This window comes from Paenibacillus sp. JQZ6Y-1 (assembly GCF_040719145.1).
GTDB lineage: Bacteria > Bacillota > Bacilli > Paenibacillales > Paenibacillaceae > Saccharibacillus > Saccharibacillus kandeliae.
Map to the genome: position 1 here is coordinate 1,020,313 of NZ_JBFDUZ010000001.1, position 17,766 is coordinate 1,038,078.

Sequence of the window (17,766 nt, forward strand, 5' to 3'; positions counted from 1 at the left end):
GGTTCAGAACGTTTAAGGTAGCGACGTTCAACAAATACATGTTACATAGGAGGAAGAAAATGATGAAACGGTTTTGGTCCACGGCTTTATTGGCAATGATGTTGACGGTGGTGTTCTTCACCAGCTCCCAGATCACTCCGGCGGCACAAACGCAGAAAGCGTCTGCTGCTACATGTACGATTATCAACACATTTACCGGCGTCGCTAACTATCTGTCTGCTAACGGGAAACTGCCTTGCAACTACATCACCAAATCGCAAGCGACTGCTCTTGGTTGGGTATCTTCCAAAGGGAATCTGGCAGATGTAGCACCCGGCAAAAGTATCGGTGGCGACGTATTCACAAACCGTGAAGGCAGCCTGCCAACAGCAAGTGGACGCACATGGCGTGAAGCGGACATCAACTACACTTCCGGCTTTCGCAATTCCGACCGTATTCTGTACTCCAGCGATGGTCTGATTTACAAAACGACTGACCATTACGAAACCTTCACTCGTTTGAAATAAAATGTACCAATTGCCGGCATTGGCAATAGCGAAACCACACACTGTATTGAGATTCCATGCTTGCCTCCCTACCGGCGGACAGGCATGGAATCGTTCTGTTGTGGTATGGTAATAAGAGATGGGGCAAGATTGCTCTGTAAGCAAGTATCAAAGGGGGACGTGAAATGAAGATTGTTACGATCAATGGCGAGGAATTTGCCACCACGCAGGAGCTGCATGAGCAGTTACAAGAAAAACTAGAGCTACCCGAATTTTACGGTGCGAATCTGGATGCACTGTGGGATTGTCTGACAGGGATGATTGAATTGCCATTAGAGCTATACTGGGTGAATTATGCAGTGAGTGAGCAGCGGATGGGTGAACAGGCGCATCGTGTGCGCGCCCTATTGGAAGAAGCGCAGGCAGAAGGGATCGGCTTCAAGGTTGTGGTTGAAAATGAAGTGGGCGCTTAATCGTAGTAGCGGTAATAGGTATGCACAGAACGAAGCATATAGATGAAGCGATCTTTTCCGTTAAGAAGGAAAGATCGCTTCATTTGAGTGATATGGGTTTACAATCAATGGCAAGTGGAGTGCAACAATATCGTAGGTACATATGTGTTATAGATAGAAAGGATATGTTTTCACTTCTATATAAAAGGAGATGGGTATCATGACTAAAAAATGGACATCTATATTGATTGCTTCTGTATTAACCTTTTCTATAGGAACCGGAGCGGCAATGGCAGCAAGCGAATCACTGATTACACAAAATCTCCACTCCAGCGCGGCAACGCATCCAGTTGATTTTACAACCGTCGTGCAATCTGATTCTCAGCCGATCAATGGAGCACAAGGCATTCAACTTCTTGTGACCAAGTTTCAGCTCAGTTTGGCAGCCTTTCAATTTATCAAAGCCCCTGAAGTAAGTGATTATTATAGCAAAGCTAAAAACGATATCTGGTATTCTGATGCACTCATCATCGCAGCAGTGAACGGGCTGGGTGTACCGCGCACCTTCGATCCCGCAGCTAAGCTGACCCGTCAGCAATTTATCGATTATACTGTAAAAGCGATGGAAAAGCAGATCAATGCAACCAAGCTGTACATTCAGCCGAGTGAATTATCCGACTTTTCCAAAGCGGAACTGAAGAAAACAATTACCCGGGCAGAAGCATTGCAGGTGATTGATCAGGCAATGAAATATTATCAGCAGCATCCTGAGCTTGCCAATCACTAAGATTGTCCTGCTAGCCTGTACACTGCTTGGTAGTATGAGAGTTACCCTATCCAATAACCAAGAAAACCGACCCGTTGGGGTCGGTCTTTTTGTTGTAGATAGATGTAGGCAGTTATAGACAGATCATTATCTAGCAGGAAGAAGTATCGCTATGTTCAGATAGAGTCTGTTGGGAAAAGGATAGCTTTTCGTTTACAGTAAACGTAAACATGCGAATATGCCTAAATTCCCGAATTCATATTAAGCAGCCGTTCCTTCACGTTGAATTGGTTTTTTCAGGAACAAGCCGTACGAAATCGCACCAAGCAGCAGTAAACCGGCTCCCAGTAGAAATACATTGTTAAAGCTACCTGTCGTATCGAGGATAAAGCCTGTCACAATTGGCGCTAGTGCTGCACCGAGGAAGCCGCCAAAGTTCTGAATGGCGCCTAGTGAAGCAACCTGTTCGCCCGGTGCAATATCTGCTGCCAGTGTCCAGATGACGCCGGATGGCAGTTGAGAAGCAAAATAGCCAACCGTCAGCAAGACGATACTCAGCACAGTATTATCGATAAATGGAATCGGTGCAACGGAAGCCGCTGCTAGAATCGCACCACCGACAATCGGTACTTTACGCGATGTAATCGGATTCACACCTTTGCGAATAAAATAGTCGGAAATGATACCGCCGACAAGAACACCAATAATACCAGCGATAAATGGAATGGAAGCGATCCAGCCGGTTTCTTTGAGTGTGAAGCCCTGCTCCTTTTCCAGATAGCTTGGCAGCCACGTCAGATACACCCAAATGGTGAACATGATACCAAAATTCCCGATAATCATGAACCAAGTGCTTTTATGCTTGAATAGTGAAGACCAACTGGCTGAAGACGGCTCAGATGCTGCTGGCTCGGATGGAGCGTTTGTAACAATCTCATTAGGTTCTGTTGATTCTTCGTCAGCTGCACGGATCAGCTTTTGCTCGGCAAAGGTAGGGTCACGATACACTTTCAGCCAAATCAGCATGAGTATGAGTCCAGCGATACCGACAACGATAAACATTCCACGCCAGCTCATCGTCAACAACAAAGCGGTCAATAAGGGAGGAGCGATTGCATTGGCGATTTGTGATCCGGTATTGATAATAGAGGTTGGTAATCCCCGTTCTTTTTTGGCAAACCAGCGTTCATTGGATTTTAATGCCGAGGTGAAAAAGGGCGATTCTGATACGCCAAGCAGCATTCTCATGGCATACAACAAGGAATATGAATTTACAAATGCGCTGATCAATGTGGCAATCGACCATAATCCAGACGCCCATGCAAACATTTTACGAGGACCAAAGCGATCGACCAGCCAACCTGCAGGCAGATTGGCAATCGCATACGGCCATAAAAATGCGGACAATAGCAGTCCCATCTGAGTAGAGGATAATCCAAATTCTTGAGCAATCGTCGTATTGGCAACACTCAAATTAGAGCGGTCCAGATAATTGATGACTGCTCCTAGCAAGAGCAGCAATACAATGCCCCAGCGTAATTTTGGTTTGGTATGCACCGGTGCTTGTGGTGATGAATTTAGCGGTGGAGTAGAGGGGGTAGCCATAGTTTAACACTCCTTACAGGTGGATAAGTATGGTAAGAAAAGTCGGTATCTTACATGAGATAGCAGGACAATCAGAAAGGATTTAGATGTTGTGACAGCGACAATGGATCATACATACAGTTGTTGGTGATAACTGGTAAATATTTGTTTACCAATAGAGTGAATAATCCCTATGATTGTGGGATGTTAGTATTCTGGTCGTACCTATTCGTTTTAGATATAGTTGTTAAATTCGTTGTTATGAGAATATAAACCATTTTACAAAGTATTGGCTAGCATGGAGAACACAGAAATGAGTTAAGACTCATAACATATAACATATTCAAATGTTGGCGTTTACAAAATGATCCACAATACATGGAGCTGCTACGAGTAAGGTACATAATATAATCTGACAAGTCGACACGATAACACCAGCTGTACATAGAATGATCATTCTTCCTGCGTACAAGTCATATTTCTCTACTCTGTAGCACGGAGCACATGGAATAACATATGCTCCGGTACGTGTATAGAGTATGGGCAAGCCACTCTGTATCGATACTTGCCTCTCGGTTGTTACATACAGATAAGGTGACCTTAGCGCGCCGCCGCGACAGCAGCTAGAAATTCCTGTGCAGCAGTAGTGACTTTTGTATAATCGCCGTCTGTTTGCGCTGCTTTGGTAATATAGCTGCCCACACCGACACCGATGCAGCCTGCTTGCAGCCATTCATGCACATTTTGTGGCGTCACGCCACCGGTTGGAGCAATAGGGGCTTGTGAAAGAGGTGCAGTTACCGCTTTGACATACTGCGGTCCAAGCGTCTCTGCTGGGAACAGCTTCACAATGTCAGCGCCTGCTTCCAATGTTTCTACAATCTCAGTTGGTGTATACGCACCGCTGATCGTCACTGCCTGATAACGATTGGCAACGCGAATCATATCTGGGTTGAGCTGCGGGCTGACTAGCAGCTCGGCACCAGCAAGCAGTGCTGCACGTGCTGTTTCAGCATCTAGAATCGTACCAGCGCCGATCAGTACATCGTCGTGTTTGTATTTGTTCGACAGTGTACGAATAATACCGAGTGCATTCGGTACGCTCATCGTAATTTCGAGTGCCTTAATACCGCCTTTGACAGCGGCGTCGGCAACTGCGAGCGCTTCTTCCTCACTGTCTAATCGAATGATCAGCACAATGCCTGTATCAGCGATTTTTTTCAGATTATCTAGCTTTCTCCACATCTTCATATCCTCCAGTCGGTTATTCACCAGCTTGGTTTGCTGTTCACATATAAGGGAATATTAATCGGCAAGATTGGTGTATAGCCGTTCTCCGCGATACCCTAGCTGATTGGACAGCTTGAGTGCGGCTTCTTGGACCAGCTTCACAATCATTTGCTCACGTTCTTCATTCATGCCGGAGTACATGCTGGCAACGCTAATGGCAGCCACTGGTTGATTCCATTGATCATAAATGGCAGAAGCAATGCAGTACATTTCCAGATTATCCTCACGGTCATCAATGGAATAGCCACGTTCACGAATCGCATGCAAATCCTGTAGTAGATCGGGCAAGGTTGTTTTGGAAAAGGCAGTGCGTGCAGGCAGATCACCATCGCCCAGCAAATGGGTGACGCGATTATCTGACATCGCCGCTAGCAGCGATTTGCCTAGACCAGTCGTGTGAATATAACGCCGCGAGCCGAGCTTGGCAGTTGGACGCATGACCGAATAACTTTCGGCTTTGTCCAGATAAACGACTTTGCCTTTATCCTCAATACCGAGGAACACAGTGCTGCCTGTTTGCCGATTCAGCTCTTGCAGCACGGGTCTTGCTAAATGAGGCACACCCAGATTCGATACATATGCCATTCCTGTTTCAAAGATACCCAGCCCCAGACGATACGTTTTCAGGCGCGCATCATCCAACTCCATGAAACCTTTATAGACCAAAGTCTGAACCAGCTCAAAAGCACTGCTTTTAGGCAAGCCCAATTCTTTGCAGATTTCATTCAACGTCAGGGGCGAGTCGCTTTTCGATAGCAGCACAAGCAGATCAACGACCCGCTCAGCCGATTTGTTCACGCGAAATTTTTCCATAGTGGCTCCTTTGATGCACTATAAAGTTCGCATATGTGAACTTGTTTCGATATATCGAACTAACGCCCATTATAAAGACAACATTTTTGAAATTCAATGGCTTTTATCAAAAAAATAAATTTTATTTTGAATATGAGAATGCCTATTGAAATACAAATGAAAACGTTATACTCTAAATTTATATTGTTCGAAATACGGAACTTAGTTCGCATATGTGAACTTTAATGCTGTTTTGTCTGTTATTTTGATGGGCATTACCATTCATTTCGTATTCAGTATCGTGTGCGGCTTGTATTGTGTATGCGTGTTCATGATAGTGTATAGATGCCGCAGCGATCATCGTATCGTTATTTTATCATTAGTTGGAATTTTGCCCAATGCTTATTCAGTAGGGAAGGGAGTCATCTATTATGAAATCTACAGTGATCTTTTTGATCGGCTCTGCCGGATCGGGAAAATCGACGATTGGCAAATATATTGCACGTACGTACGGTTGTGTGTATCTGGACAAAGATATTGTATGTAATACATTCAGTGGAGCATTGTTGGAGGCGAACGGTTATTCTGCCCATGATCGGGATGGCTGCGATTATTATCGAGATGTTGTAATGCCACTTGAATATCGTGCGTTGCTCGATATTGCGAACGATCATGTACAGCTGGGGCAATCGGTGATCTTGGATGCGCCATTTCTTGGTTATTTTGCAGATCGAGAGTATGTAAAAGAGCTTGTGAAGCATTATGGATGGGATTCGGCTGACATGCGTACACTGGTACTGCGGGTAAAGGTGGATTTTGACGTATTACGTAAGCGTATGCAAGAACGCAATCTGGAGCGAGATCAGTGGAAATTTGATCATTGGGATGAGTTTGTGAAGGGGATCCGGCAGAAGGTTTGTTTATGGGATGGGGTGGAGATGATTGAGTTCGATAATAGTGCGGAGGAGTTGGACAACATTCGTTTGCAGGAGCAACTCCATCTATCCTATACCCCATGTAATGAAGATAGAGGCAAGCTAGATGGATTGACCCTATGATTGCTACCCAAGTGGTTATGATGAATAATGGAAACAGTGATACACTTACAGAGCGGTCGGGACGATAATGAAAGTCAGCAGAGATAGGTATCGAAAGCGTGTACGTTCATAACGCCTGTAAAAGTGCGAACGCGATTCTCCATATAGCGCCGCCAGCGTTGTTGTCGGTGCTGATTCCCCAATCACCAATTTGCATAAAGTACGAAGGCTGGTAGTCAGAGGAACCGTCATGATTGGCAGCCGAATGGAGATCATATTGTTCGGCAATGCGCTTCTGTTCAGACTGCATATTGGATGTATGAGTGTGCGTGCTGGCAACAAGCTGTGTCTGTGGCTGAGTTGCTGCATAAGAAGGGCTAGGCACTGTCAATACTACGGTAGCTATATATAGTGGTACGATCCATGTTGCGGCTGGCTTCATAGGGAATTCCTCCTGATTGGGTACGAGTGAACGATTGTTTATGATGGAACGGCTATGTATGAATGGGTGACTGTGGTAAAGGTTACTTGAGCTAGGTTGGCATGTTCGAGATAAGTCATCGTGTATACTAGTATTATATAGTAGCGATTGGGATGGATCATAGAGGCAGGCATCATCCTGCGGAGGAGGCTTGAGAGATGTCAGTAGCTCCAATTGAAGTACATATTGTTCCAGCAACAGCGGAACATCAAGAGTTTTTATGGGAAATGCTGTATCTATCACTACATGCTGAGCCGGGGCAAGAGCCATTTACACGCGATATTGTGCGGCAGCCCGCATTATCTAAGTATGTAGAGGATTGGGGAAGATTGGACGACGCTGGATTTGTTGCGCTGGCTCAGGAAGATCAAAGTGCCGAGTTGAAGCCAGTTGGAGCGGTAACTTCACGTTTTTTTACAAATGCCAATAAAAGCTACGGATATGTTGCCGATGATATTCCCGAATTGTCACTTGCGATTGTGCCGGATTATCGTGGAGCAAATATCGGAACAGCGCTGATGTTTGCGCTGTTGGATGAGTTGCGGCAGCGTGAATGTTCGGGCGTATCGCTCAGTGTGAGTCCGGGGAATCCAGCGCTGCGATTGTACGAACGATTTGGATTCCGTGAAGTTGGTATGGAAGGCACATCACTGACGATGTTGTTACGATGGGACATATAAATGCTGCGAAGATAGGCAATAGTAGACGGCAATATGGGTCGTTTGGAAGACGACTGTTTGACGGGATGTAACATTTCCCTTTCCTGCGGTATACTTTATTACAGACCCATTATACAGCAGACAGGAGAACTTATGTCCAGAAAAACGTTATCCAGTATTCTTTTCGTTATTGTTGCAGTTATAGCGGTACTATTTGGTGCCAATGAATGGAACGGGCAATCCAGTACACCTAGCAACGAAGCGACATCAAGTGCAACGACGTCCCCTTCCGCTTCCAGTGGTACATCTTCGACAGCTTCAACGTCTCCCTCATCTACTGATTCGCAAACGACCAAGAACTGCACCATTATCAATACGTTTGACGGGGTGGCAAATTATTTGCGTCAGCATGACGGTCAGCTACCATGCAATTATGTGACCAAAAAGCAGGCAGAGCAGTTGGGCTGGGAATCGTCCAAAGGCAATCTGGCAACCGTAGCGCCGGGGAAAAGCATCGGTGGCGATACGTTCAGCAACCGCGAAGGATTGTTGCCGAAAGCATCCGGTCGTAAATGGCATGAGGCTGATATTAATTACACATCCGGTTTCCGTGGCGCGGATCGTATTCTCTATTCAACCGATGGGCTGATTTACAAAACGACCGATCATTATGAGTCATTTCAATCGATAAAATAGGCGTGATGTTAATCAATGCCATCGTATAAAACAAACGCATGCTCAAAAATAATCAATCGACGATACAAAATGAGAAGCAGATAGATCAAATATCAAATGAGATGTGGGGAATTATCATCATGAACGTGACTTTGGAGCAATCTATCCAAGATGCTGCCGAGCTGCGCAGCAGTGGGCAGGTAGAACAGGCAAAGGTAGAGCTAGAGCAGTTATTGAAGCAATATCCGCAGCAGCCAGACGTGTTGTATCAGTTGGCATGGACATGCGATAACCTAGGGCTAGAGCGTGAAGCGGTGCCTTATTATGAGCAGGCGCTAGCGCATGGACTGAAGGGCGAGGATCGCCCAGATGCGATGCTCGGATTGGGCAGCACATATCGTACATTGGGACGATATGAGGATTCGCAGCACTTATTGCAGCAGGCGATTGCGCAGTATCCAGAACGTCGAGAATTGCAGGTTTTTTATGCAATGACGTTGTACAATCTGGGTCAATCGGCAGAAGCGATAGGTGTGTTGCTAGAGCAATTGGCAGCGACATCTTCGGATGCAGGCATTGCGCAATATGGCAAAGCGCTGCGCTTCTATGCGGACAAGCTAGATCAGGTTTGGGAGTAAACGAAACCTATTTTATCAAAAAGCCAGCAATCGTTGATATGTATCACGATTGCTGGCTTTTGTTTGCATGAATACGGATATAATCCAACTGGGGCTGCTGCAACGGAGCTTTTTCAAAACGAAGATCATAATAATGATCTAACTGGATGATCTGAATAATATCGCCTGTCGTATGCACCGCTTGTTCCTTGTCGCCAAGCTGAATAATAATCCCCTTATCATTCACGCCGATCACCTGATACGTGCCTTCTACCGTTTGAATGCCACTACGGTATATAAAGGTTGCAGCGATAATAACAATGACAGTGAGAGCGATGAATTGCAATATGCGCTTTTTCACAAAAAGTCACCTCGGTCTGGATGGACTGCTTTTGTTCCAACATACCAGAGTGAGATACATATTGCATCCGTCCATAGGCTGAAAGGGATTGTTTGCCAAAAATCGATGACTGGTGCAAAATAAGAATACACATCGTAAATTCCAAATATTTGAAACTTATATTCCAAAAGATACGTCTGAACATGGGAATGGAAGACTGCATCATACAATTCATTGGTGACATAATAGAAGGGAGCAATACACGATGAAACAGAATTTGTACGATAATCCAGAGTTTTTCGAGTATTACACCAAGCTACGTGATTCAGGTATTACATATAATGAATTTGTAGAGCAGCCAGCATTTCGCTCATTGCTGCCATCGTTGGAAGGGAAACGCGTACTGGATCTGGGGTGTGGTGCTGGGCAATTGGCGGTTTATCTGTTGGAACAGGGTGCCGCCCATATTACAGGAACCGATATTTCCACCAGCATGCTGGGACGTGCGCCCAAGCATGAACAGATTGAGTACATTCAGGCGCCGATGGAAGAATTGGATTTCCCGGGAAATGCTTTTGATATTATCGTCAGCTCGTTGGCATTGCATTATATTGAACAATATGAAGATTTGATGCGGAAGATTGCCTATTGGTTGAAGGATGGCGGCAAGCTGGTATTTTCCACCGAGCATCCAATCGTGACTGCCAAGCTGGACAAGGACGGCTGGATCGAGAATGAACAGGGAGACCGCCTGTATTATGCGGTAGACAATTATAGCCAGCAGGGGATTCGACATTCGCATTGGGTCGTGGATGGAGTGATTACATATCATCGGACGATGGCGACATTGATCAACGGAGTTATTCAGAGTGGATTGCGATTGGATGCAGTATTGGAGCCAGAGCCGATTCCAGAAGGATTGGAGAAAATGCCACAGCTCATCCATGAGCTGCGCAAGCCATCCTTTGTAGTGATTGCGGCGAGTAAAGAGCCTTAAAAAAGCGGTGTTAATGGTTTCATGTTGCAAAATCAATGTTTACAATACCGCTGATGCTGATGCTGATGCTGATGCTGATGCTGATGCAGGGTTGATGTCACTATATAATAGAAGAAGCTTTGTACCATGCCTGTACTATTAGGCGTGATACAAAGCTTTTTTGTGTATAACAGAATACCAGCATGACGCGGAGCAGCAATCAACAATTACACAATCCGCTTACGAATCCAACCAGAGATCAAATCGGTCAAAATAACCAAAATAATAATCCCAAGTAAAATCACGCCAACCCGATTCCAGTTACGCATTTGTAGGGCGAATAGCAGTGGCGTACCAATCCCGCCTGCTCCAACCAAACCGAGTGTGGTGGCAGAACGCATATTGATCTCGAACCGATACAACGCATACGAGAAGAACTGCGGGATCACTTGCGGCAGTACGGCAAACCACAAAATTTGCAGCTTACTAGCACCAGCAGCGGTGAGTGCTTCCGATGGACCGGTATCGATACTTTCAATGGATTCAGCGTACAGTTTGGCAAGCATACCAACCGAGTGAACGCCGAGTGCCAATACACCGGCAAAGGAGCCGGGACCAACCGCTTTGATAAACAAAATGGCAACGATCATTTCCGGGAATACGCGGATTACGCTCAATACGACCTTGCCGCCACCGGAAATGGCGCGCAGCTTGCTCATATTCGCCGCCGCCCAAAAGGCGAACGGAATACAGAGAAAGGCAGAGATAAATGTACCTAGAATGGAAATGATCAGCGTATCCAGTAATCCACGCAGCAGATCTTCCCCAGCCGGATCATATACATAATCCCAATCAGGGTGCATAAAGCCATCCAAAATCGACAGCGATACGGTCTTCGCCGTAGACTGAAAGCCTTCAAAGTTCAAACCGTTAAATGCCCAGATATAGACGGCTACGAGAACGGCAATCCATACCCAAGGACGCAAACGATGCCAGAGTGGACGAACAGACAATGAATTCATAGCAATTTCCTCCGTACCACTGTACTGGCATAATCAATCACAAGCACAATAACCAGTGTCAGTAAAATAATCATCGCCGCGCGATCATACCGAAACAGACCGAGTGAGCGGTCAAGCAGCAAGCCGATTCCACCCGCTCCGACCAGACCGAGTACGGATGCGGCACGCACATTCACTTCAAACGCATACAGTAAATACGACATGTAATATGGCATCGCCTGCGGAATCACACCGAATACGATCAGTTGTATCCGGTTGGCACCAACCGCTGTCATCGCTTCCAGCGGACCGGGATCGATCGACTCAATCGCTTCAAAGGTCAGCTTCGCAATCAGCCCGAACGAAAAGAATAAAATCGCCAGCATCCCGGCAAACGGACCAATCCCGAATACAGCAACAAAGATCGCTGCAAACAGTAGATCCGGTACGGTACGAACCAGATTGAGAATTAAGCGTACCGGGATCGCTACCGACCGATTAGGTGTCACATTATACGCACATAGTAGGGCAAACGGAATCGCCACCAGCCCACCGAGCATAGTGCCGACCAAGGCGATTTGTAGCGTTTCGACCATCGGCTCCCAAATTTTCGGGAAATAGCTCCAATCTGGCGGAACCATTTCTGCTAGTAAAATGCCCATTTGCGGCAGCCCACGAATCAATTGATACGGTGTCACGTCCGTCTGAATGGAGCAAACGATCAGCAGGGCAATGAATAATCCCCAAGTCGCGTATCGTTTATACTTGGGTGGTGCAACAGGGGCAATAGAGGTACTGGTTGTTCCTGTACTCATTGCAAGCCACCTGCCGCTGCACCCGGTTTGCTCGGAATAACGGATACAATATCATCGCCCGGTGGATGATCGCCCAGCACCTCATCCCGGTGAATCGCCCGTCCATAAATATGGGAAAATACATCATCAGTCGCTTCCTCCGGTGTGCCGTCAAATACGACCTCGCCTGCACGCAGCCCAATAATCCGAGTTGCATATTCACGCGCCAGATCAATAAAATGCAGATTGATAATCGTTGTAATCTTCAACTCGCGATTGATGCGCTGCAAATCATCCATTACCTGTCGCGTGGTCAGTGGATCAAGGGAAGCGACTGGTTCGTCAGCAAGAATGATTTGCGGCTGTTGTGCCAGCGCACGAGCGATAGATACACGCTGCTGTTGACCACCGGATAGCTGATCGGCACGACTATAAGCTTTATCACGGATATTGACACGCTCTAGCGCATCCATTGCCAGCTCGGTATCCTCTGCTGGAAATAGACCCAGTACCGTACGCAGAGTAGAGTGGTGACCAACCCGCCCAGACAATACATTACGCAGCACGGTGGAACGCTTGACCAGATTGAAATTTTGGAAAATCATGCCGATGCCGCGTCGAATTCGGCGCAAACCGGAACCGGATGCCTTGGTGATGGATTGCCCGTTGATCACAATATTGCCCTCGCTAATATCATGCAGTCGATTGATGGACCGCAGCAGCGTTGACTTACCTGCACCGGATAGACCGACGATCACGACCAGCTCGCCCTCATTGATCGTAAGATTAATATTGTTCAGACCACGCGTACCATTCGGGTACACTTTGGAGACGTTTTGAAATTCAATCATGTAAACCCAACTTTCGTTATCCAGATTTTCTATAAAAGAGATTATGCAGCGTGCAGTAGCCCATAACGGGCAAGCGTTTGACATTCATGGTATATAACCGTTCAACAACAGACAGCACCGCCCGCAAAACAAGGACGGTGCTGTCTTGGTAGTCATGTTTGGTGCAACAATAGGTTCTGCATCTATTTATCGTTGTGGTGCAGGCTTACTGTGCTTGACCGACTTCTTTGGCATATTCACGAACCGGATCGAAGTTTTTGTCATCGCCTTTTTCATAACCAACGTGGGTGTAGATTTCTTCGATGACTTTTTGTCCTTCTGGATCATTACCGATATCGATAAAGGCTTGGCTGATCTTGTCTCTCCAAGTTTGATCCATATCGGAACGTACGCTGATCGTATCGTTCGGGATCGGAGCGGTGAAGTGCAGCACGCGGGTTTGCTCAAATACGTCCGGTACGTCTTTTTTCACGGTGTTGCGCGCATCTTGGAATACGGCAACCGCATCAACTTGACCGTTCAATAATGCCATAACCGCAGCGTCATGACCTTTGATCGTCACGCCTTGTACATCTGTATCTGGGTCAACACCCGCTTTTTTCAACTCAGCAGCTGGGAATACATAACCAGCGGAGGAGGTTACATCCTGCCAGCCGACTTTTTTGCCTTTCAGATCGGCGAGGGATTGAATCGGCGAATCTTTTTTCACCAGAATCATCGATTTGTAAAAGTTGACTTTATCCGTGGTCGGTTGACCTGTTTCATCGTTGACGCCGTAACGCTGTGCTTGCAGCAACAAATCAGCAGCTTTGCGATTATCGTGTGCGAGTACATAAGCGTTAGGTGGCAGGAAGCCAACATCGACCTGTTTGGAAGCCATCGCTTCCACAATAGTGTTGTAATCCGGCGATACCGATACGCTAACTGGAATTCCCAGTTTGTCACCGAGCAATTTTTCCAGCGGCTTGGCTTTGGCTTCCAGTGTTTCAGCATTTTGAGACGGGACGAACTGTACTTTCAATTCTGTCGGCACATACGATGTACTGCCGGCAGCGTTAGAATTTGCGGATGTGGAACTGTTGCCTCCGCATGCGGTTAATCCGGCTGCCAGAGCCAGAGTCATGCCGAGTGCTGCTACTTTTTTGAACAACTTGATTTCCCCCTAGGATGTAATAAAATGGTGAAACTATGTAATTCCTATGCTGTGTCGTCACAGGCACAATTCGTATTCTACCAGCGTTCGAAAAGTGAAGGGTCAAACGTACCGTTGATTTGTGTTAGGAAACTGTAAAATAGCACCAAAATTTGAATGACTGATTTTACACTGTTCTGATCTTCATATGGTACGGTTAGCCCGTTTGATGCAATGACAGATAGAAAGGAAGTATAGATGTGAATTCATCCTCTTTGTTACCAAATACCTTGATACAGCAGTCTTCTTCGCCTGATACATACCATTTACGGATTATGGCGACGACCGATTTGCACGTAAGTCTGACTGGATATGACTATTATCGTGATGTAGAAACAGAGAGTATGGGGCTGTCGCGTACCGCAACGTTAATTCATAAGGCGCGGGCGGAATGTGTCAATCATCTCTTGCTGGATAATGGGGATATTTTACAGGGAAATCCGTTGGGTGATTATGCAGCAGCGGAGCGTTATTGGCAGGATAAGCAAACCGGCGAAGGGGTTCATCCATTGATTGAACTCATGAATAGGCTGCATTATGATGCGGCGACTGTGGGCAATCATGAATTCAATTATGGATTGGATTATTTGGAGCAGTGTATCGCCGGAGCGAACTTTCCTTATACCAATGCCAATGTGTATAGGGTGCAGCAGGATCGTTTGCAGGAGGGGCGTATGCAAAGTCCGCAGACCTTGCTGTCACCGTATCTTTTATTGAATCGCACAGTAATGGGACAACATGGACAAACCGCGGAGCTGCGCATTGGGATCGTCGGTGTAGTGCCGCCACAAATTATGAATTGGGATCGGAGTCATTTGGAAGGGCGCGTGTACGCGGCGGATATGGTGGAAGCGGCGAGAGAAGCAGTCAATCATGCAAAACAAGCTGGGGCTGACATCGTAGTTCTGCTGGCACATTGCGGATATGCAGAGGAGGATTCACCAGCTATTGGCGAAAATGCTATATTGCCGCTTAGTCGGATAGCGGATGTGGATGCGATCATTTTTGGACATGCTCATAAAGTATTCCCGAGTGACGAATTTGTAGGGCGTCCCGGTGTGGATCTGGAGCAAGGGCATATACATGGCATTCCTGCTGTTGAGCCGGGTGTATGGGGCAGTCATCTGGGACTGATCGACTTAGAGCTGTTTACCGAACAGACAGATGAAGGGATACGCTGGCATGTACAGCATGGAAAAGGGCATGTACGTGCATTGGTAAATCCGTCTGCGGAGGTACAGGGAGCGCATAGTTCCATTTTATCGGACTCATTATTGGAAGACGCGGCAAAGGAAGCGCATGAGCGCACGTTGGCATATATTCATACGCCTGTCGGTCAACTGCTGCAACCATTACACAGTTATAGCGCTCTGGTGCAGGATTCCGCGGTAGTGCAGTTGATTAATGCTGCTCAGACGGAAGCAGCAGTTGCGTTGCTTCGCAATACATCGGATGCTCATTTGCCGTTATTGTCGGCAGCCTCACCTTTTAAAACGGGTGGACGTTATGGACCTTCGCATTATACCGATATTCCTGCGGGACCACTGCATTTGCGGCATATGTCGGACATCTATAGTTATGCGAATACCTTGTGCATTGTAAGACTGAATGGAGACGAGATTCGGGAGTGGCTGGAATGGTCTGCTGGATTGTATCGCACGATTGTACCGGGAGTAGAGGGACAAGCATTGATTGATCCAGCATTTTCGCCGTTTCATTTTGACGTAATCAGCGGGTTACATTATGTGATTGATGTGAGTCAGTTGCCGCGCTATGATGCCGAAGGTGGTATGTTGAATCCTCACAGTCGTCGGATTGTACAGTTGACGTATGAGGGGCAACCACTTGAAGAACATATGGAGTTTGCGGTTGTGACCAATCATTATCGCGCATATTCAACAAGGCTTGCGAACCCTGACGGTCAACGCGTTATCGTGGATGCAGGGATTGAGAATCGGGATGTATTGACCGAATACATTCGGAAGCGCAGCAGCATTGCTCCGGTTGCAGATAAGAATTGGCAGTTGGTTTGCGGTATAATCGACGATGCGGAACGATCGCATACAAAGTGTGGCGCAGATTCATATTCTAGTAATGAGGAACATATAGCATACGATGAGATGTCATCGCCGAGACCGGCAGGGCATCATTCCAAATTAGTAGACGTAGGAACAATCGTTACGTTTGAGTCTTCTCCACAAGCTCGTCAAGCGTTGGACGGGCAATCAGCTATTACGTGGATCGGTCAAACGGATCATGGGTTTGCTCGCTATCATTTTACGCTACAACCGTATGATTCTTCTTGCTCATCAACCGTATAACAAGCCTGTTAAAAGCACTTCTGTCATCTTATGAGAGGAAGTGCTTTTTTCCATAAATAGGGCGTCGCGATGCTTGTATCAGCAGGCTGAAACACGTATGATTAACAGTAAGTTTTGCGGTTATGCAATAAGGATAAATTGTAATTGGAGTAAATGTTTGTGTGAGTGATTCGTACATACCATTCCAAGACGAGGTGAATGCTTATGAGTCAGCAACCTGCAATATTGGACAGTATTATCAAACAGTTTATCTATTACCGCACATTGGGCGAAAAGGCGATGCGTCAGTTGGAACCAGAGCAATGGTTTGTGACGCCGAATGAAGACAGTAACAGTATCGCCGTCATTGTGAAGCATTTGCATGGCAATATGCTGTCGCGCTGGACGGACTTTTTGACAAGCGATGGGGAAAAGGAATGGCGCAACCGCGACATTGAATTTGAAGACGATACAGTTGATGCGGAGCAGGTATGGCAGCGCTGGCAGGAAGGCTGGGATTGTTTGATTCATACGCTGGAGCAATTGCAGCCGGAGCAGCTGGATCAGATCATTTATATTCGTAATGAAGGGCATACTGCATTGGAAGCGATCAATCGTCAGCTGTGTCATTATCCGTACCATGTTGGTCAAATTGTCTATATCGCCAAAATGCTGAAACATGGTAGCTGGGACAGCTTATCGATCCCGAAGCGCCAATCGAATACGTACAATGAAAAGAAATTTGCCGCACCACAGGTACGACGTCATTTTACGGAGGAAGTCTGAGTATGAGCAAATGGAATCAATTGTGGAGCAAAAAGCAGGATACCGAGGTGCTTGAAGTCCCGACATGGGATATTCAATTGACCGATGATGAGAATCAGCCGCTGCGCTTGCAGTTTGATAATCAGCGTGAGCTGCAAAAGTTTATTTTGACGCTGACTGTAGAGCAGCTGCTGGGTGCGCATATTTATGATCCAGATCAACGCAGCATGCCGGGTAAGCTGTATGTGTATCATGTATTCGAATAAACAGGTAAGGTCGGTAGGAGAGGAGAGAATGAAGATATGACCGGTTCCAGCGGAGACTGGATGGGCGATGACATCACGAGCGGCATTGCGGATTTTTTCCATGATGTGCCGCTCTACTTTGCCATCCCGTTCGTTGTTATCTTTTTGATGATTATTAGTTTATTTGCGATCGGTATCATAAAGACTATTTCACAATGGTTGCATAATCGAGCGCAGGATGTGTTAACCGAGCCGGTGATGGTGAGCGGCAAGCGCCAGCATGTGCGGGGCGGTAGTAACAGCAGTACATCTACATATTATTATATTACGTTTGAAAAGCAGGATCGCTCGCGATTCGAACTGGAGGTGCCGGAGGAGCAGTATGGCATCATTGCTGAAGGGGATAACGGTCAGCTGACATATCAGGGCAGTTGGTTCAAAACATTTGAAAGGATCGTGTAGCC

At 46.5% G+C, this 17,766-nt stretch carries 21 protein-coding genes; 12 read left to right on the top strand and 9 right to left on the bottom strand.

The annotated features are described in order from the left end of the window. The first annotated feature begins 62 nt into the window (after positions 1-62). The 3 genes from ABXR35_RS04480 to ABXR35_RS04490 all read left to right on the top strand — a co-directional run bounded on the left by ABXR35_RS04480 (position 63) and on the right by ABXR35_RS04490 (position 1,724). Positions 63-506, top strand: coding sequence for a ribonuclease (locus tag ABXR35_RS04480; RefSeq protein ID WP_367061172.1), 444 nt, complete (start codon positions 63-65; stop codon positions 504-506). Between the two features lie 164 nt (positions 507-670). Beyond that, positions 671-958 (top strand): barstar family protein, encoded by a 288-nt coding sequence (locus ABXR35_RS04485; protein ID WP_367056009.1) that lies wholly within the window; start codon positions 671-673, stop codon positions 956-958. Between the two features lie 199 nt (positions 959-1,157). Then, positions 1,158-1,724 (top strand): S-layer homology domain-containing protein, encoded by a 567-nt coding sequence (locus ABXR35_RS04490; protein ID WP_367056012.1) that lies wholly within the window; start codon positions 1,158-1,160, stop codon positions 1,722-1,724. Between the two features lie 240 nt (positions 1,725-1,964). On the opposite strand, the gene ABXR35_RS04495 is transcribed toward ABXR35_RS04490, so the two are convergent. From ABXR35_RS04495 to ABXR35_RS04505, 3 genes are all read right to left on the bottom strand, one after another. Beyond that, the gene (locus tag ABXR35_RS04495) at positions 1,965-3,308 is read right to left on the bottom strand and encodes an MFS transporter (RefSeq protein WP_367056015.1); all 1,344 of its coding nucleotides are present in this window, start codon (positions 3,306-3,308) and stop codon (positions 1,965-1,967) included. A gap of 579 nt (positions 3,309-3,887) precedes the next feature. Then, positions 3,888-4,532 (bottom strand): bifunctional 2-keto-4-hydroxyglutarate aldolase/2-keto-3-deoxy-6-phosphogluconate aldolase, encoded by a 645-nt coding sequence (locus ABXR35_RS04500; protein ID WP_367056018.1) that lies wholly within the window; start codon positions 4,530-4,532, stop codon positions 3,888-3,890. Positions 4,533-4,592: 60 nt separating this feature from the next. Continuing rightward, complete coding sequence (locus ABXR35_RS04505) at positions 4,593-5,390, bottom strand: IclR family transcriptional regulator (RefSeq protein ID WP_367056021.1); 798 nt, start codon at positions 5,388-5,390, stop codon at positions 4,593-4,595. A gap of 410 nt (positions 5,391-5,800) precedes the next feature. Here ABXR35_RS04505 and ABXR35_RS04510 point away from each other — a divergent pair, with 410 nt between their 5' ends. Further along, the gene (locus tag ABXR35_RS04510) at positions 5,801-6,427 is read left to right on the top strand and encodes a P-loop nucleotide/nucleoside kinase family protein (protein WP_367056024.1); all 627 of its coding nucleotides are present in this window, start codon (positions 5,801-5,803) and stop codon (positions 6,425-6,427) included. 106 nt (positions 6,428-6,533) lie between these two features. On the opposite strand, the gene ABXR35_RS04515 is transcribed toward ABXR35_RS04510, so the two are convergent. Next, positions 6,534-6,848, bottom strand: coding sequence for a hypothetical protein (locus ABXR35_RS04515; RefSeq protein ID WP_367056027.1), 315 nt, complete (start codon positions 6,846-6,848; stop codon positions 6,534-6,536). Between the two features lie 197 nt (positions 6,849-7,045). On the opposite strand from ABXR35_RS04515, the gene ABXR35_RS04520 reads away from it, so the two are divergent. The 3 genes from ABXR35_RS04520 to ABXR35_RS04530 all read left to right on the top strand — a co-directional run bounded on the left by ABXR35_RS04520 (position 7,046) and on the right by ABXR35_RS04530 (position 8,859). Continuing rightward, positions 7,046-7,567, top strand: a complete 522-nt coding sequence (locus ABXR35_RS04520) for a GNAT family N-acetyltransferase (RefSeq protein ID WP_367056030.1) — start codon at positions 7,046-7,048, stop codon at positions 7,565-7,567. 132 nt (positions 7,568-7,699) lie between these two features. Further along, entirely contained in the window at positions 7,700-8,242 is a 543-nt protein-coding gene (locus ABXR35_RS04525) for a ribonuclease (protein WP_367056033.1), read from the top strand. A 119-nt stretch (positions 8,243-8,361) separates the two neighbouring features. Then, positions 8,362-8,859, top strand: a complete 498-nt coding sequence (locus ABXR35_RS04530; RefSeq protein WP_367056035.1) for a tetratricopeptide repeat protein — start codon at positions 8,362-8,364, stop codon at positions 8,857-8,859. Positions 8,860-8,902: 43 nt separating this feature from the next. On the opposite strand, the gene ABXR35_RS04535 is transcribed toward ABXR35_RS04530, so the two are convergent. Further along, the gene (locus tag ABXR35_RS04535) at positions 8,903-9,199 is read right to left on the bottom strand and encodes a hypothetical protein (RefSeq protein WP_367056038.1); all 297 of its coding nucleotides are present in this window, start codon (positions 9,197-9,199) and stop codon (positions 8,903-8,905) included. A gap of 244 nt (positions 9,200-9,443) precedes the next feature. Between ABXR35_RS04535 and ABXR35_RS04540 the strand changes: the two genes are divergently transcribed. Continuing rightward, a complete protein-coding gene (locus tag ABXR35_RS04540) occupies positions 9,444-10,175 on the top strand; it encodes a class I SAM-dependent methyltransferase (protein ID WP_367056041.1) in 732 nt (243 codons plus the stop codon). A 206-nt stretch (positions 10,176-10,381) separates the two neighbouring features. Here ABXR35_RS04540 and phnE (ABXR35_RS04545) read toward each other — a convergent pair whose 3' ends face one another. The 4 genes from phnE (ABXR35_RS04545) to ABXR35_RS04560 all read right to left on the bottom strand — a co-directional run bounded on the left by phnE (ABXR35_RS04545) (position 10,382) and on the right by ABXR35_RS04560 (position 13,950). Continuing rightward, positions 10,382-11,176: a phosphonate ABC transporter, permease protein PhnE gene (phnE, locus tag ABXR35_RS04545; RefSeq protein WP_367056044.1), complete on the bottom strand. Its 795-nt coding sequence runs from the start codon at positions 11,174-11,176 to the stop codon at positions 10,382-10,384. Then, positions 11,173-11,970, bottom strand: coding sequence for a phosphonate ABC transporter, permease protein PhnE (gene phnE, locus ABXR35_RS04550; protein ID WP_367056047.1), 798 nt, complete (start codon positions 11,968-11,970; stop codon positions 11,173-11,175). Before phnE (ABXR35_RS04550) ends, phnE (ABXR35_RS04545) begins: the two co-directional genes overlap by 4 nt. Further along, a complete protein-coding gene (phnC, locus tag ABXR35_RS04555; protein ID WP_367056050.1) occupies positions 11,967-12,800 on the bottom strand; it encodes a phosphonate ABC transporter ATP-binding protein in 834 nt (277 codons plus the stop codon). The genes phnE (ABXR35_RS04550) and phnC overlap by 4 nt, the downstream gene beginning before the upstream one ends. Before the next feature lie 205 nt (positions 12,801-13,005). Then, positions 13,006-13,950 (bottom strand): phosphate/phosphite/phosphonate ABC transporter substrate-binding protein, encoded by a 945-nt coding sequence (locus ABXR35_RS04560; protein WP_367056053.1) that lies wholly within the window; start codon positions 13,948-13,950, stop codon positions 13,006-13,008. Between the two features lie 242 nt (positions 13,951-14,192). Here ABXR35_RS04560 and ABXR35_RS04565 point away from each other — a divergent pair, with 242 nt between their 5' ends. From ABXR35_RS04565 to ABXR35_RS04580, 4 genes are all read left to right on the top strand, one after another. After that, complete coding sequence (locus ABXR35_RS04565) at positions 14,193-16,313, top strand: bifunctional 2',3'-cyclic-nucleotide 2'-phosphodiesterase/3'-nucleotidase (RefSeq protein WP_367056056.1); 2,121 nt, start codon at positions 14,193-14,195, stop codon at positions 16,311-16,313. A 204-nt stretch (positions 16,314-16,517) separates the two neighbouring features. Next, positions 16,518-17,078, top strand: a complete 561-nt coding sequence (locus tag ABXR35_RS04570) for a DUF1572 family protein (RefSeq protein ID WP_367056059.1) — start codon at positions 16,518-16,520, stop codon at positions 17,076-17,078. Positions 17,079-17,080: 2 nt separating this feature from the next. Further along, positions 17,081-17,323, top strand: a complete 243-nt coding sequence (locus ABXR35_RS04575; protein WP_367056062.1) for a hypothetical protein — start codon at positions 17,081-17,083, stop codon at positions 17,321-17,323. A 36-nt stretch (positions 17,324-17,359) separates the two neighbouring features. Beyond that, positions 17,360-17,764 carry a DUF2500 domain-containing protein gene (locus ABXR35_RS04580; protein ID WP_367056065.1) on the top strand — a complete coding sequence of 135 codons (405 nt, stop codon included), beginning with the start codon at positions 17,360-17,362 and terminating at the stop codon, positions 17,762-17,764. The last annotated feature ends 2 nt before the right edge of the window (positions 17,765-17,766 follow it).

What these genes read in the sequence shown, in the direction of transcription:
- ABXR35_RS04480 (WP_367061172.1), top strand. Translation starts at nt 63, where the DNA reads ATGAAACGGTTTTGGTCCACGGCTTTATTGGCAATGATGTTGACGGTG.
- ABXR35_RS04485 (WP_367056009.1), top strand. Translation starts at nt 671, where the DNA reads ATGAAGATTGTTACGATCAATGGCGAGGAATTTGCCACCACGCAGGAG.
- ABXR35_RS04490 (WP_367056012.1), top strand. Translation starts at nt 1,158, where the DNA reads ATGACTAAAAAATGGACATCTATATTGATTGCTTCTGTATTAACCTTT.
- ABXR35_RS04495 (WP_367056015.1), bottom strand. Translation starts at nt 3,308, where the DNA reads ATGGCTACCCCCTCTACTCCACCGCTAAATTCATCACCACAAGCACCG.
- ABXR35_RS04500 (WP_367056018.1), bottom strand. Translation starts at nt 4,532, where the DNA reads ATGTGGAGAAAGCTAGATAATCTGAAAAAAATCGCTGATACAGGCATT.
- ABXR35_RS04505 (WP_367056021.1), bottom strand. Translation starts at nt 5,390, where the DNA reads ATGGAAAAATTTCGCGTGAACAAATCGGCTGAGCGGGTCGTTGATCTG.
- ABXR35_RS04510 (WP_367056024.1), top strand. Translation starts at nt 5,801, where the DNA reads ATGAAATCTACAGTGATCTTTTTGATCGGCTCTGCCGGATCGGGAAAA.
- ABXR35_RS04515 (WP_367056027.1), bottom strand. Translation starts at nt 6,848, where the DNA reads ATGAAGCCAGCCGCAACATGGATCGTACCACTATATATAGCTACCGTA.
- ABXR35_RS04520 (WP_367056030.1), top strand. Translation starts at nt 7,046, where the DNA reads ATGTCAGTAGCTCCAATTGAAGTACATATTGTTCCAGCAACAGCGGAA.
- ABXR35_RS04525 (WP_367056033.1), top strand. Translation starts at nt 7,700, where the DNA reads ATGTCCAGAAAAACGTTATCCAGTATTCTTTTCGTTATTGTTGCAGTT.
- ABXR35_RS04530 (WP_367056035.1), top strand. Translation starts at nt 8,362, where the DNA reads ATGAACGTGACTTTGGAGCAATCTATCCAAGATGCTGCCGAGCTGCGC.
- ABXR35_RS04540 (WP_367056041.1), top strand. Translation starts at nt 9,444, where the DNA reads ATGAAACAGAATTTGTACGATAATCCAGAGTTTTTCGAGTATTACACC.
- phnE (WP_367056044.1), bottom strand. Translation starts at nt 11,176, where the DNA reads ATGAATTCATTGTCTGTTCGTCCACTCTGGCATCGTTTGCGTCCTTGG.
- phnE (WP_367056047.1), bottom strand. Translation starts at nt 11,970, where the DNA reads ATGAGTACAGGAACAACCAGTACCTCTATTGCCCCTGTTGCACCACCC.
- phnC (WP_367056050.1), bottom strand. Translation starts at nt 12,800, where the DNA reads ATGATTGAATTTCAAAACGTCTCCAAAGTGTACCCGAATGGTACGCGT.
- ABXR35_RS04570 (WP_367056059.1), top strand. Translation starts at nt 16,518, where the DNA reads ATGAGTCAGCAACCTGCAATATTGGACAGTATTATCAAACAGTTTATC.
- ABXR35_RS04575 (WP_367056062.1), top strand. Translation starts at nt 17,081, where the DNA reads ATGAGCAAATGGAATCAATTGTGGAGCAAAAAGCAGGATACCGAGGTG.
- ABXR35_RS04580 (WP_367056065.1), top strand. Translation starts at nt 17,360, where the DNA reads ATGACCGGTTCCAGCGGAGACTGGATGGGCGATGACATCACGAGCGGC.